The sequence below is a fragment of the Cohaesibacter marisflavi genome (genome assembly GCF_963665895.2).
GTDB classification, from domain to species: domain Bacteria; phylum Pseudomonadota; class Alphaproteobacteria; order Rhizobiales; family Cohaesibacteraceae; genus Cohaesibacter; species Cohaesibacter marisflavi.
The window spans coordinates 2,612,873-2,625,976 of sequence record NZ_OY762534.1 but is presented as its reverse complement, the minus strand read 5'-3'; the positions used below and the strand labels follow the sequence as shown (position 1 = coordinate 2,625,976).

The following is a 13,104-nucleotide window of genomic DNA, read 5'->3' as shown; positions in this document are numbered from 1 at the left end:
ATGATTGTGCGCGACCTCAACGAGATTTTGAAAAGCCAACCAGATCGCGTGGTATCAGACGCCCAATGGAGCAGCATCCGCATGCTCTTGGCGAATGACAGAATGGGTTTTTCCTTCCATATCACCTTTCTGGAACCAGGCTCCGAGCACACGTTCGAATATAAGAACCATTTCGAGAGCGTTTTTTGCATGCAGGGGAGCGGCTCGATCACCGATCTTGCGACCGGCGAAACCCACCCCATCAAACCCGGTGTGATGTATGCGCTGGACCAACACGACCGCCATATTCTGCGGGCAGAGGAACAACTGGTCATGGCCTGTTGCTTCAACCCGCCTGTGACCGGCAAGGAAGTGCATCGCGAAGATGGCTCCTACGCCGCCGCAGAAGATCTGGAATCAGCTTGAAAGGCTCCGACATCTGTCGGATGACATCATTTGACCTTCCCAAAACACACCGTCGAGAAAATCGGCGGAACCTCCATGTCGCGCATCAATGAATTGCGCGATACACTGATCATAGGTGATCGTACAGCGGAAGAGCTGTTTCACCGGATCTTTGTCGTTTCCGCCTTTGGTGGGATCACAAACCTGCTGCTGGAGCACAAGAAAACCGGCGATCCGGGTGTTTACGCGCTCTTTGCAAATGACGACAATGATCACAGCTGGCTGGATGCCTTAACCCGCGTCGGCGCAGCCATGGCAGAACAGCACAATGCGGTCTTGCACAATTCCGCAGATCGCACTCTGGCCGAGAATTTCGTGCGAGATCGGATCGAGGGCGCGCGCAATTGCCTGTTCGATCTAAGACGCCTTTGCTCTTACGGGCATTTCAGGCTTTCCAACCAGATGATGATCGTGCGTGAGCTGCTCTCCGGTCTGGGGGAAGCCCATTCCGCTTATGTGACAACGCTGATGCTCAAACGCGCCGGGGTCAATGCGCGCTTTATCGATCTCAGCGGCTGGCGTGACGAAACCGAATGGAGTTTGCAGGAGCGCATTGCTGGCGCTTTCAAGGATGTGGATCTGACGTCGGAACTGCCCATCGTGACAGGCTATGCGCAATGCCGCGAGGGCTTGATGCGCGAATATGATCGCGGCTATTCTGAAGTCACTTTTTCCAACATCGCCGCCTATACTGGCGCAGAAGAAGCGATCATTCACAAGGAATTTCATCTCTCTTCTGCCGACCCAGCGTTGGTTGGAATAGATTCGGTTCGCAAGCTTGGCCACACAAATTATGATGTGGCAGATCAGCTTTCCAATATGGGGATGGAAGCCATTCACCCCAATGCGGCAAAGACCTTGCGCCAATCGCAGGTCGCCCTGCGGGTTACGAATGCCTTCGATCCGTCCGATCCTGGCACGCTCATTGACGAACAGCCCGCAGATTCCTCTGCGGTGGAGATTATTACCGGTCTCAATGTCGTGGCTCTCGAACTGTTTGAGCCGGACATGGTGGGGGTTAAAGGCTATGACGCCGAGGTTTTGGCATCCCTGAAGCGCCACAAGGTGCGCATCGCGTCGAAAACGTCGAATGCCAATGCCATTACCCACTATGTTGAAGCCCCTTTGAAGACTGTGCGGCGGGTGGTGTCGGATCTGGAAGCAATCTTTCCCTCCGCTCAGGTGAGCATCCGCAATGTTTCGATTGTCTCAGTGATCGGTCGCGATCTTACCGGACTTAATGCCTTCTCCAAAGGCTTGGTGGCACTGGAGAAAGCCGGCATCGATGTGCTGGCAGCACAACAGTCGCCGCGCAACGTGGATATTCAGTTTGTCGTTCCGCAAGATGCTGCTGACAGCACCGTGGTTGCCCTTCACAAGGCGCTGATTGGGGGCGCCAAAGCGAACCATCTGAAGAAAGCGGCATGACATCATATTCTGATGAGGACTACTTCTTAAGGGAGCTGGTCCTCATCAGGATGATTGAAAAGGGCGATCACCCGAGATTTGGCGCCTGAAGCAGACGGACTGATGAAAAGCATTGCTTGTATTAGGTCGTTTTTCTAAGTAATTTCCCGTTATGGGTCAGGTTACATCACTATTTGCGCGGAAAGTTGTTGCAGCGGCAGGGGATAGCATCGACGCCAAGGTGGTGTTGGGGGCGGTCGGCCTTGACGTTGATGGGCCATTTGACCCCAAGCTGATGCTGGACGAAGCAGACTATTACGGCATGCTCGAACTGATGGCCCGGCAGTTTGACATCACAGCCTTGCCGCTCATTGTGGGTGATGCAATGCGTCCGGATGAATATGGAGCGCTCGGACTGGCCTGGAAGGCCGCACCAACCTTATTGGGGTCTTTCTCCCGTGTGGAGCGCTACGCTCGTCTTTGGACCAGTTTCGTGCGATACGAACTGAAGCAGGGTGAAGAAGGCCTATTGTTTATCGAGCACCGCGAAGGGGAAAGACGTTTGGGAATGCGTCTTTCCATCGAAGCCGATCTTGCCAGTGCTGTTTCGCTTAGCCGACAGGTTACATCCGACGCCTTTGCTCCGCTTGCTGTCTATTTCAAGCATCCTGCCCCCAAGTCGGTCGCGCGTCATGAAGCCTATTTTGGCTGTCCGGTGCATTTCGATGCGCATATGGACGCATTGTTGATGGCGCCAGAGTCTCTGTCGGCTCCCAACCTTCTGGGAGATGAGGGCATCACACGCTTTTTGGTATCGCATCTGGATGACGAGCTATCCAAGATTGACGACACCCCCACATTGGGGGCACGAACCAAAGACGAAATCGCCCGCGCGCTTAGCAACGGATTGCCAAAAATGGCGGACATTGCGCGCCAACTTGGATTAAGCGTTCGCTCCTTTCACCGTCGGCTCGCAGAGCAAGGCGTCAGCTTTCAGGCGCTAACGGAAGAAACACGCAGGGACATCGCGATTGGCATGTTGAAAGAAGAACGCTATGCGCTCTCCGAAATCGCCTTCCTGACAGGCTATTCCGAGCAAAGTGCATTCAACCGTGCCTTCAAAAGATGGACCGGCCACACGCCGGCGAGCTATCGCAAGTCTCAGCCATAGTTTTCAATGGGCTTGTTGGCATCGACTGTCAAAAAGATGGCGCCTACGGTCAATATCTGGATCCGCCTCCCACCTTAGTCTCCGGCCATCAACCGATTGCAAAGGAGACTTCACATGTCCGATCACCCTATTCTCGTCATTGGCGCGTCCGGCAAGACCGGCTCCCGCGTTGTCAGTCGTCTCGAAAAGCTGGGAAAAGCTGTTCGTTATGGCTCCCGCCGCGCACCAGTCCCATTTGACTGGGAAGATTCCAATACATGGGCTGCTTCCCTTGACGGCATAGAGGCTGCCTATGTCACCTATTTTCCTGATCTGGCTTTTCCCGGTGCGGTCGAAAAGGTTGAGGCGCTGTGCGCTATGGCAAAGTCTTCTGGTCTCAAGCGTCTGGTACTTCTGTCCGGTCGGGGAGAGCACCATGCACGAGAAGGCGAAAAGGTCGTCGAGGCATCGGGGTTGGACTATACGCTTGTTCGCTCATCATGGTTCGCACAGAATTTCAGCGAAGGCTACCTGCGCGACCCGATTCTTGCTGGCGTGCTACCGATGCCCGGGGGGGACATTCTGGAGCCCATCATTGATATCGACGATATCGCAGACGTAGCGGTCGCCGCCCTCACTGAGGAGGGCCACGCGCGCAAGTTCTACGAAGTCACTGGCCCTGATCTACTTGGTTTTGCGGACATGGCAGAGATTCTGTCCAATGCGACTGGACGGCCCATTCGGCACATTCCCATCACCTTTGAGGACTTCCACGCCAATGTGGCAGAAGCAGGAGAGGATTTCGTCGCAGATGTCTTTACCGCGATTGCCCGCGAGACGTTGGACGGACGCAATGCCAATGTCTGCAACGGGGTTGAGCGCGCTTTGGGACGCGCTCCGACCAGCTTTGCCCAATTCGCGCATAAAACAGCGCTCAATGGGGCGTGGAGCGCTGCAGCGTAACTTGCCACTTCATACAGAAGGACAAAACCATGACGCTTAATTTCTTTAAAAAGCTTGTTCTTGGCATCGCTGGCCTCACCGCATTTGGCATCGGCGCCACCATCACCACCATGCCACATATGTTCTACGCCAGCTACGGCATCACTCTTGGCTCTGAGGCAAGTCTTTTGAGTGAGCTTCGCGCTCCCGGGGCAGGGCTTGCTGCTCTTGGTGTCATCATGCTGCTTGGCATCGCAAGACAAAGGTTTGCAGCTGTTGCCATTCTTGCTTCTCTGACGGTCTTTCTGTCCTTTCCGGCCGGTCGCCTTGTCAGTCTGATATTGGACGGGATGCCCTCGAAAGGCATTCTTATGGCTCTCGTCTTCGAGTGTGTAATCGCGGCGCTTTGTCTGATAGCGTTCGTGCCCAAGCGTTGTGTGCAGCCCAACAAGACCCAATCGGTTTAGAGCCGTTGTTGGGAGGGACGCAGTGCCCTCCCGCACTTTTTGCAAGGCCTTAGCCACCAAAACGCTGTTTGAAGGTAAACATGATGGCGCGTCCGCTCGAATTGTCTGTGAACCCGTAGGGTTTGTAGGTTTCGTCAAATAGGTTGTCGACATTCACTGACAAGCTTGTTCCTTCTCTTGGCTCATAAGAAGCGAAGAGATTGACAACATCATAGTCTTCGGCAGACGTATCGTCCTGCGCCTTGTAAGTCTCCCACTGAGCACCGAAATTGGCCTTGTCATCCAATGCTCTAAATCCGATGTTGGTTACGAACTTGTTCGCAGGGACGGAATCCAGAAGGCCTCCATCCGTTTCATTGTAGCCCTTCTGGATAGAACCGGATAATCCGGCATAAAACCAGCCGGCATCATATGTGGCTTCAAGCTCGACGCCTTCAATACGAGCGCTTTTGATGTTCTGATACTGATATTCAGGATATGTATAATAGGGCGCAGCAGGTATCCCGATACCGATCTGCTCAATATAGTCAGACACGTTATTCTGGAATATTGCAGCTTTCAGGCGTAGCCCGTCGCTGTCCGTGAAGACGCTGTCAGCCGAATAGTTGATGCCAGCTTCATAGTTGCGCGAGGTTTCCGGTTTCAAATTCGCATTGGGTATCATCTCGAACAGGCCCATATGCGACCAGCTTACGAGTGTTTCGGTGAGCGCAGGTGCTCTATAGGCCTCGGCATAAGAGCCATAAACCTGTAGTCCACCCAGGGCGTTGCCAGAAAATGGTGAGACGCCAACCGTCACTTTCGGGGACAGGTGCGAGCCGGAATTGTCTACGCCGTTGCCCTCCAGGTTGAACGCGTCATACCGCAAGCCACCATTTACTTCCAGCCAGTCTCCGAAACCGACCGAATCCTGAACAAAGCCACCATAAACAGTGCGTTGGCCCGATGGGGTTGCGCCATCTCTACCAGAATGAGCAGGGTCACTATTGTCGACCTCGTCTCTATATCCATCAACACCATATGTCAGTTTATGAGCAAACGCGCCGGTCGAAAACAGGCTGCTGTTGACGATGTCGGCACCGATTGTGTCAATTTGGAAAGTGCGCGTCTGCCCATACCAACTGCTTGAGCTGCTCAGATACTCCTGATCCAGATCGGTGCTTGTCCAATAGCCATTGATCCGAAGATCCACCAAGTCATTATCCAGACTGACATAGCTATAGTCTGCCGTCAGATTGTTCGTGTCGACTACATTGCCATAGCTACCCGAAGAGGTGGTGGTTTCGTCGTGGTTATGGATATAACCAAGCACCAGTCTTTGTTCTTCACTCAGTTGAATGTCGGCCTTGGCCATGCCACGCACAACCTGGCTATCAGAATTCTCAATCCTGTTTCCGTCGCCGTCTTGATAATCGTCATTATCTCGAAAGACCAGAGACCCAAGAACAGAGAATGCATCATTGACACGCACTGCTGCTGTCTCGCCAGCGGCCCACCCTTTGTTGGTGTTATAGCGCAGCATGGTTTCTGCAGCCCAGGTTTCATCCGCTTCGAGAAAATGGCCCGGACTTTTCGTTCTGAAGCCAACAACCCCGCCGATGGCACCTGAGCCATAGGCATTGGCAGACGGGCCTTTGATGACCGTCACATCTTGCAGGAATTCCGGCTCGAAAATGAAGGAACCGCTTGTTAAACCGTGACTGGATTGTTGATAGTTCTGCCGTGCGCCATCGACAGTAACCACGACGCGGCCAAAGCCTTCCAGTCCGCGTAGATTGATAGAAGCAGCGGTGTCTCCAGGTGTCATCGCCACGCTTGCTCCAGGAACCCCTCTCAGGAGGTCTCGAACCGTATTGGCCCCCGTTTCCTCCTTGGTCTGCTCCCCGACAACGCTGATGGAAGCCATCTCGTTGATCGCCGCACCTTCTCCCTTGGAGGCGGTTACCGTAATTTCATCAAGCGTGGTAACAATGGGCTTTTGCAGGGACTCCTGTGCGAGCGCAGCTGTAAACAGACAAACTGCAGTCATTGCAGTTCCGGCACGGAACATCGCTAACCGGATGGCATGGGTGTTCATGATACTCTCCTGGATTTTCCAGCCCGGGACCACGTTTGCTCAAACGGTCCGAGCGAAAAATTGTTAACAAAATTTGAGGGAAGGGGTGTCCAAAGCCTGATTGCAGATGGTCCGGTCTTGCCGGATAGGCCCATCCGCTTCGGGACGTGAAAGTTTTCACACCCACACTTTGGCGCAGTAAGCCAAGCAGTCAAACTGTAGATGCCGCTAAAGCGGCAAACAGCTTCTCGCATGATAGCCTCTTGAATTTTATGATTTTTTGGCTGGCTGTCGCGAACTGCTCAATAGGCAAACGAACGGGCTAGCTGTCGTTTTGCTTCTCAAATATGTACCAGAACAATGTGCACTATTTTGAGAAGGCTCTTGCGCTAAGTATTAAACCTGAGTAAATGAGTCAACAATTAATTTATGAGTTCACGACTCATGAATCAAAACAAATCACATCGGATTGGACCGTCCGAGACATACGAAATCGACCGCTTTTTTCAACGTAACGGAAAGAAAAAAGACGATGATGCCTGAACAAAACAAAGGTCCTCTCGCCAAACCTTCTGCCGAGGAAGGCCAACCCGCTTTGCCCCTAATCCTCGACACAGAAAGACTGTTCGGCAATGCGCGTGAGATACATCTCTCCCATCGCGGAGAAATCTACCGCTTGCGCATAACCTCGCAGCAGAAACTCATCCTGACAAAATAATCCAATCCGCTTCCCGAGGCGTTGCCAGTGGGAAAGTGAGATCCCCAAACCGGCACACAGGAAGTTCTCTCTGCAGTGTCCGGGCAATTGAGGAAATAAATTTATGAATCTTGATATACAGCCGCATCCTGATGCGGAGAAAATTGCCACGACCATTGAAGAACTGTTGCCAGAAATGGATGGCAAGAGAGCGCGAGATGCCGCCGCTGCTATGGGAATTGCAGAAGGCCTGTTGTTGTCAGCGCGCGTTGGCAAGGATGTCACACGCCTCAAACCTGCAAGCAAACAAATGCTCAAGGCTTTCATTGATCTGGGCGAAGTGATGGTTTTGACGCGCAATGAATCTTGTGTTCATGAAAAGGTCGGCCACTTTGGGCGGGTTGGTGGCGGAGACGCTGTAGCGATCGTTCTGAATAAAGAAGTGGATTTGCGGGTGTTCCTCAATCATTGGCTTCATGTCTTTGCTGTTGAAGAAGAGACACCAAAAGGGATGAAGCGCTCCATCCAAATCTTTGATGCCGAAGGGCTGGCCGTTCATAAGATCTACCTGCGCCCTGCTTCCAATCTTGATGGCTTTGAGAAACTGAAATCTGAGTTTGTTCATGACACCCAGCTTGCGCTGTTTCAAACGAAGCAGAGCGAGAAGGAAGAAGCCTTTCCGCCCCGCGCAGATACAACTGTTGATGTTGCTGCCCTTCGGGAAGACTGGAGCGGCATGACTGACGTGCATCAGTTTTTCGGACTGCTTAAAAAGCACAAACTTGATCGTCAGCAAGCGTTTCGTCTGGCTGGCAATGCGTTTGCTTGCCAACTCGATATTGGCAGCGTTCGCGCCGCGCTCACCGCGGCGGCCGACATGCAACTCCCCATTATGGTTTTTGTTCACAACAAGGGCTGTGTCCAGATTCATTCCGGCCCCATTGCGCAACTCAAGACGGTCGGCCCATGGTTCAACATTCTCGATCCGGGCTTCAATCTGCATTTGCGAGAAGATCATGTCCATGCGGTCTGGCTTGTGCGCAAGCCCAACAGCTTTGGCCATGTGACGTCCATTGAAGTGTATGACAGCAATGGAGACATGATTGTTCAATTCTACGGGGTTCGGGACGAAAAGGAAGATGAGAATCCCCAATGGCGCGCTCTGGCTGAGCAACTCCCCAAAATAGAAGCAACCTCAGACTTGATAACGGAGACAGCCTGATGACCAAGACGCGGTTTTCCTCTCTTTCACAAGGAGCAATAGCCCTTTCTCTGTTTTTTACTGTCCTTTGCTCCAGCCATGCGGCTCTGGCTCAGGCTATGGCGCCAGATAGTCTGCGCATTGTCTCGATTGGAGGCTCTGTTACCGAGATTTTGTATGCGCTTGGCTTGCAGGATCAAATTGTGGCGGTAGATGATACCAGTACCTTCCCCCCTCAAGCACTCAAGGAAAAACCCAGCATAGGCTATATTCGGCGGTTGAATGCCGAAGGCGTACTCGCAGTGGAGCCCGGCATGATTATTTCAGAGGCCGGAGCTGGTCCCGTTGAGGCAGTTGATAACCTGAAAGCGGCAGGCATTCCCATAATCTTTATTCCCACCTTGTACAGCCCAGAAGGAATTGTTGAAAAGATTGAGGCTGTTGGCGCTGCAGTCAAGGCTGAAAAAGCAGCTGAAAAATTGGCGGCAAATGTAAAAGCGGATCTTGATCTTACCGCCCATGTCATTTCCCGGATACCGGAAAAGGAAAGGAAAAAAGTGCTATTTCTCTTCTCCGTTCGCGATGGTCGGTTGATGGTGGGGGGCAAAAACAGTCACGCGGCAGCCATTACAAAAATGGCCGGCGGCACCAATCTCATGCAGTCCATTGAAGGCTACAAGATGGTAGATGACGAAGCGCTGCTCTCCAACCCTCCCGATGTGATCCTCATGATGAAGTCCCATGGGGACGCCATCAGCAATGAAGATCTGGCCGCTCTTCCGGCTTTGGCGCATTCGCCAGCCATCAAGGATAACCGGATTATTCGCATGGATGGTATGTATCTTCTCGGTTTTGGCCCTCGCACCGCCCAAGCAGTTAAGGATTTGGCCAAGCAACTCTATCCCGACAGCGAAGCTATTCGCAATTTGTCACTCGGTGAAAGACAATGAGCGTAGCAGGCCTATCCGAAGCTGCTGACACAGGCAAATTGAGCTTGTCAGGCTATATCAAGGTTAAAGGTGGCGACCGCTCCGCCTTTGGCCGTCTGGCCTTTTTTGCGCTCGTGCTTTTGCTGACCGGAACCGCAGGGCTGTCCCTGACCGTGGGGGCCTCGGATTTGAATTTCGCACAATTGTGGAGCTACTGGCTGGGCGGAGAAGATATGCCTTTGCGTCACACTGTCATTTTGTGGGATATCCGAATGCCCAGAATGATACTGGGCATAATGGTCGGCGCATCACTGGCATCGGCTGGAGCCAGTATGCAGGGGCTTTTTCGCAATCCTCTGGCAGATCCCGGTATCGTCGGTGTATCGGCTGGTGCCGCTCTCTTTGCAATCATCGCCATTATCCTTGGCGACACGCTCCTTTCTCCGCTTCAATCCCTGCTTGGCATCTATATGTTGCCTCTGTTCGCCTTCTTTGGCGGGGTCTTCAATACGTTGCTGCTGTATATCATTGCCACCAGACGAGGGCTGACATCGGTTGCCACCATGCTTCTTGCTGGCATCGCTATCGGGGCCTTGATGGGCGCTGTCTCTGGCTATCTTATCTTTATCTCCAATGATCAGCAGTTGCGCGATCTCACCTTCTGGAGCATGGGATCGCTGGCAGGCGCAAACTGGGTGAAAATACAGTCTATCTTGCCATTTGTCTTTCTTGCACTGGCCGTCTTGCCCTTCACCGCGCATGGTCTCAATGCCCTCATGCTGGGCGATCATCAGGCCCGCCATATGGGCGTGCCGATACAAAAGCTCAAACGCCTGACCATCGCATCCATTGCTTTGGCTGTTGGCGCTTCTGTTGCCGTAACGGGGGGCATCGGTTTTATCGGCCTTGTGGTTCCCCACTTGTTGCGCCTGCTCATTGGGCCGGATCATCGCTATCTGCTTCCTGCCTCGGCCTTGCTCGGGGCTGTTTTGCTCCTGTTGGCTGACATGGTCGCCCGAACGGTGGCGGCCCCCGCTTCCTTGCCTATTGGTATCGTCATGTCGGCCATCGGCGGTCCCTTCTTCCTCTTTCTCTTGCTGCGGTCGAAAAGGGATATGATGCTGTGAGCTATGCGTTTGAAATGAAGGGCGCATCAGTGCAGGTCGGCACCAAAACCCTGCTGCATCCTGCCGATCTCACGATCAAGGCTGGTGAACTGGTCGTCATTGTGGGGCCGAATGGTGCTGGTAAATCGACACTCATGAAACTGCTGACGGGGGATTACACGCCCGCATGCGGCCAAGTGTTCTATGATGGCGAGACGCTAGGGTCCTGGTCTGCTGGAGAAATGGCAGCAAGACGCGCCGTGATGCCCCAATCAGATCCGCTTGCCTTCCCCTTCACGGTGTTTGAAGTTGTCCAACTGGGTGCCCGTTTATCCTCCGCGAGCCAAGAGGAGGCCAAGCAACGGGCGCTCAAGGCATTAATGAAGGTAAATCTGGCCGGTTACGAGGGGCGATTTTATCAGGAACTGTCTGGCGGCGAGCAGCAACGGGTGCAATTGGCCCGGATCTTGTGTCAGGTCTGGAATCCTGTGGCTGACAGAATTCCGCGCTACCTCTTTCTTGATGAACCGACCGCAAGTCTCGATATCCGGCATCAATTGGGTATCCTATCGCTGGCGCGCGATTTTGTGTCCAAAGGTGGGGGGTGTTTTGCCATTCTGCATGATCTCAACCTCGCCTCAATGTTTGCGGATCGCCTGCTGGTGGTTAGCCAAGGGCATATCGTTGCCGACGGTCTGCCCCGCGAAATTCTGACAGATCAGCTCATGAGTGAGGTCTTTTCTGTTCCCATCCGTGTCAGCCAAACGCCCCTTACACACCATCATCCCTTTATCCTGCCTCAGTCCTGCATGTTGTGATCCTCTGATTGCAGGTTATGGGAAGTTGGCGTGAAGGGCCGCTCTTTAGGCCGGATGCTTGCTGGTTCGAACAATCCAACTGAAAGGGGGGGACAACCCAAATGTTGGAAAAGGGATCGAACCAGCAATCTCGTCATTCGATTGAAGAGCCTACATCAAGGAGCGATAGAGTTCCTTGACCTCTTCAAGTTTGGCTTCGCGCGGATTGCCGCCCGTGCAAACATCAGCCATGGCCGCATCGGCCAGTGCATCGATATCGTCCGCCTTGGCACCCACCTCAGTGAGCTTGGTTGGGATTTTTACATCGATGGACAACTGCTGAACGGCATCAATGGCCGCTTTTCGAGCATCCTCAAGAGACATGCTCTCTACGTCGCTTACGCCCATGGCCGTTGCGATGGCGCGATATTTTTCGCCTGTATAGTCTGCATTGTAGGCCATCAGGGTTGGCAGCAGAATGGCGTTTGCCACGCCATGGGGCGTGTCATAAAAAGCGCCCAGCGGGTGGGCCATGCCATGAACAAGCCCCAGACCGACATTCGAGAAGCCCATGCCCGCAACATATTGCCCAAGGGCCATGCCTTCCACGCCTTCGGGTTCGCCAGCGCACGAGGCCCGCAAGGATTTGGCTATGATTTCGATGGCTTTGAGATGCAGGGCATCTGTCAATTCCCAAGCGCCGAGCGTGATATAGCCTTCAATCGCATGGGTAAGCGCATCCATACCTGTTGCCGCTTTCAGCGAGACGGGCATGCTTTCCATCAGCTCGCTATCGATGATTGCGACAATCGGAATGTCATGGGGATCAACGCAGACGAATTTGCGGCGGTTTTCGACATCCGTGATGACATAGTTGATGGTCACTTCAGCGGCGGTTCCTGCTGTGGTGGCCAGCGCAATGATCGGAACGCAGGGCTTTTTGGTCGGGGCCACGCCTTCAAGACTGCGAATGTCTTCGAATTCAGGGTTGTTGATGACAATGCCAATGGCCTTGCTGGTATCTTGCGGAGAGCCGCCGCCAATGGCGATGAGATAGTCGGCGCCACAGGCCTTGAAAGCTGCAATGCCATCTTTGACCACATCGATGGTTGGATTGGGCATCACCTTGTCGAATATCTCATAGGCCAGCCCGGCCTGATCGAGCATGTCGGTAACTTTGCTGACGACACCTGCCTTGCTCAGAACGCTGTCTGTAACGATCAGGGCTTTGTCGAAGCCGCGGCTTTTCACTTCGCCAACCAGTTCTGACCGACAGCCAGCTCCGAAATAGGATGTTTCATTTAAGATCATGCGATGCATCTCAATTTGTCCTCCGTGTAGAATATTTTGTGCGTCTTGGTTGTTTGATGTGTTCTTGAGCCCTATCGCGGCGAACATGTCGGAGGTCGGAAGGCGGCTTTTGGGAGTCGTCAGATCGGCGAAATGCAGTCGGATCGGTTCAAAGGGATTAGGGAATAGGGGATCTATTCAAGATGGAACATCTCTTTAAGAGGGACACTCACCGGCTCATTATCGGGCAGCACCTCCATGAGGGGTGCATTCCAGTCCCACCACTTTCTGACAATTGCCTTGTCGGGTAGTGCATCCATCAGATGCTTTTCATCCCGGCGGAGAAAAGCAAAGAGCTGGCCTGTTTCTTCATCCAGAAAAATCGAATAGTCCGAAACGCCCGCTTCCTTGAGAACCGAAATCATCTCGGGCCAGATTTCATCGTGGCGTTTTTTGTATTCATCCTCGACACCCGGCTTTAATTGCATCTTGAAGGCATAACGTTCCAAGGCCTTGATCTCCCCCTATTGGAAAGCTGTTCCAAGGTCAGCTCTCCGGTTTTCTTTGTGCTTGCGGGTGATGGCGCAGCCCACGATCATCGATTGGTCGAAGGGGCCG

At 53.2% G+C, this 13,104-nt stretch carries 13 protein-coding genes; 10 read left to right on the top strand and 3 right to left on the bottom strand.

All coding sequences use genetic code 11. The features are described from left to right. The 5 genes from ACKPCT_RS12965 to ACKPCT_RS12945 all read left to right on the top strand — a co-directional run bounded on the left by ACKPCT_RS12965 (position 1) and on the right by ACKPCT_RS12945 (position 4,410). Positions 1 to 405 carry an ectoine synthase gene (locus tag ACKPCT_RS12965; RefSeq protein WP_090075420.1) on the top strand — a complete coding sequence of 135 codons (405 nt, stop codon included), beginning with the start codon at positions 1 to 3 and terminating at the stop codon, positions 403 to 405. 30 nt (positions 406 to 435) lie between these two features. After that, complete coding sequence (locus tag ACKPCT_RS12960; RefSeq protein WP_319567091.1) at positions 436 to 1,872, top strand: aspartate kinase; 1,437 nt, start codon at positions 436 to 438, stop codon at positions 1,870 to 1,872. A 151-nt stretch (positions 1,873 to 2,023) separates the two neighbouring features. After that, complete coding sequence (locus ACKPCT_RS12955) at positions 2,024 to 3,022, top strand: AraC family transcriptional regulator (protein WP_319567090.1); 999 nt, start codon at positions 2,024 to 2,026, stop codon at positions 3,020 to 3,022. 114 nt (positions 3,023 to 3,136) lie between these two features. Next, a complete protein-coding gene (locus tag ACKPCT_RS12950; protein ID WP_319567089.1) occupies positions 3,137 to 3,964 on the top strand; it encodes an NAD(P)H-binding protein in 828 nt (275 codons plus the stop codon). Between the two features lie 29 nt (positions 3,965 to 3,993). Beyond that, entirely contained in the window at positions 3,994 to 4,410 is a 417-nt protein-coding gene (locus tag ACKPCT_RS12945; RefSeq protein ID WP_319567088.1) for a DUF4345 domain-containing protein, read from the top strand. A gap of 49 nt (positions 4,411 to 4,459) precedes the next feature. Here the strand turns inward: ACKPCT_RS12945 and ACKPCT_RS12940 are convergent, their stop codons facing one another. Then, on the bottom strand, positions 4,460 to 6,487 hold the full coding sequence (locus ACKPCT_RS12940; RefSeq protein ID WP_319567087.1) for a TonB-dependent receptor domain-containing protein: 2,028 nt from the start codon (positions 6,485 to 6,487) through the stop codon (positions 4,460 to 4,462). 511 nt (positions 6,488 to 6,998) lie between these two features. On the opposite strand from ACKPCT_RS12940, the gene hemP reads away from it, so the two are divergent. The 5 genes from hemP to ACKPCT_RS12915 all read left to right on the top strand — a co-directional run bounded on the left by hemP (position 6,999) and on the right by ACKPCT_RS12915 (position 11,217). Next, positions 6,999 to 7,184 carry a hemin uptake protein HemP gene (gene hemP, locus ACKPCT_RS12935; protein ID WP_244544809.1) on the top strand — a complete coding sequence of 62 codons (186 nt, stop codon included), beginning with the start codon at positions 6,999 to 7,001 and terminating at the stop codon, positions 7,182 to 7,184. A 103-nt stretch (positions 7,185 to 7,287) separates the two neighbouring features. After that, the gene (locus ACKPCT_RS12930; RefSeq protein ID WP_090075426.1) at positions 7,288 to 8,385 is read left to right on the top strand and encodes a hemin-degrading factor; all 1,098 of its coding nucleotides are present in this window, start codon (positions 7,288 to 7,290) and stop codon (positions 8,383 to 8,385) included. After that, the gene (locus ACKPCT_RS12925) at positions 8,385 to 9,314 is read left to right on the top strand and encodes a heme/hemin ABC transporter substrate-binding protein (protein WP_319567086.1); all 930 of its coding nucleotides are present in this window, start codon (positions 8,385 to 8,387) and stop codon (positions 9,312 to 9,314) included. The genes ACKPCT_RS12930 and ACKPCT_RS12925 overlap by 1 nt, the downstream gene beginning before the upstream one ends. After that, on the top strand, positions 9,311 to 10,420 hold the full coding sequence (locus tag ACKPCT_RS12920) for a FecCD family ABC transporter permease (RefSeq protein ID WP_319567085.1): 1,110 nt from the start codon (positions 9,311 to 9,313) through the stop codon (positions 10,418 to 10,420). Before ACKPCT_RS12925 ends, ACKPCT_RS12920 begins: the two co-directional genes overlap by 4 nt. Positions 10,421 to 10,434: 14 nt before the next feature. Further along, positions 10,435 to 11,217 (top strand): heme ABC transporter ATP-binding protein, encoded by a 783-nt coding sequence (locus ACKPCT_RS12915; protein ID WP_090075441.1) that lies wholly within the window; start codon positions 10,435 to 10,437, stop codon positions 11,215 to 11,217. Positions 11,218 to 11,367: 150 nt separating this feature from the next. On the opposite strand, the gene fucO is transcribed toward ACKPCT_RS12915, so the two are convergent. Further along, positions 11,368 to 12,507 (bottom strand): lactaldehyde reductase, encoded by a 1,140-nt coding sequence (gene fucO, locus ACKPCT_RS12910; protein WP_319567084.1) that lies wholly within the window; start codon positions 12,505 to 12,507, stop codon positions 11,368 to 11,370. A gap of 173 nt (positions 12,508 to 12,680) precedes the next feature. Further along, complete coding sequence (rhaM, locus tag ACKPCT_RS12905; RefSeq protein ID WP_090075429.1) at positions 12,681 to 12,995, bottom strand: L-rhamnose mutarotase; 315 nt, start codon at positions 12,993 to 12,995, stop codon at positions 12,681 to 12,683. Positions 12,996 to 13,104 lie beyond the last annotated feature (109 nt).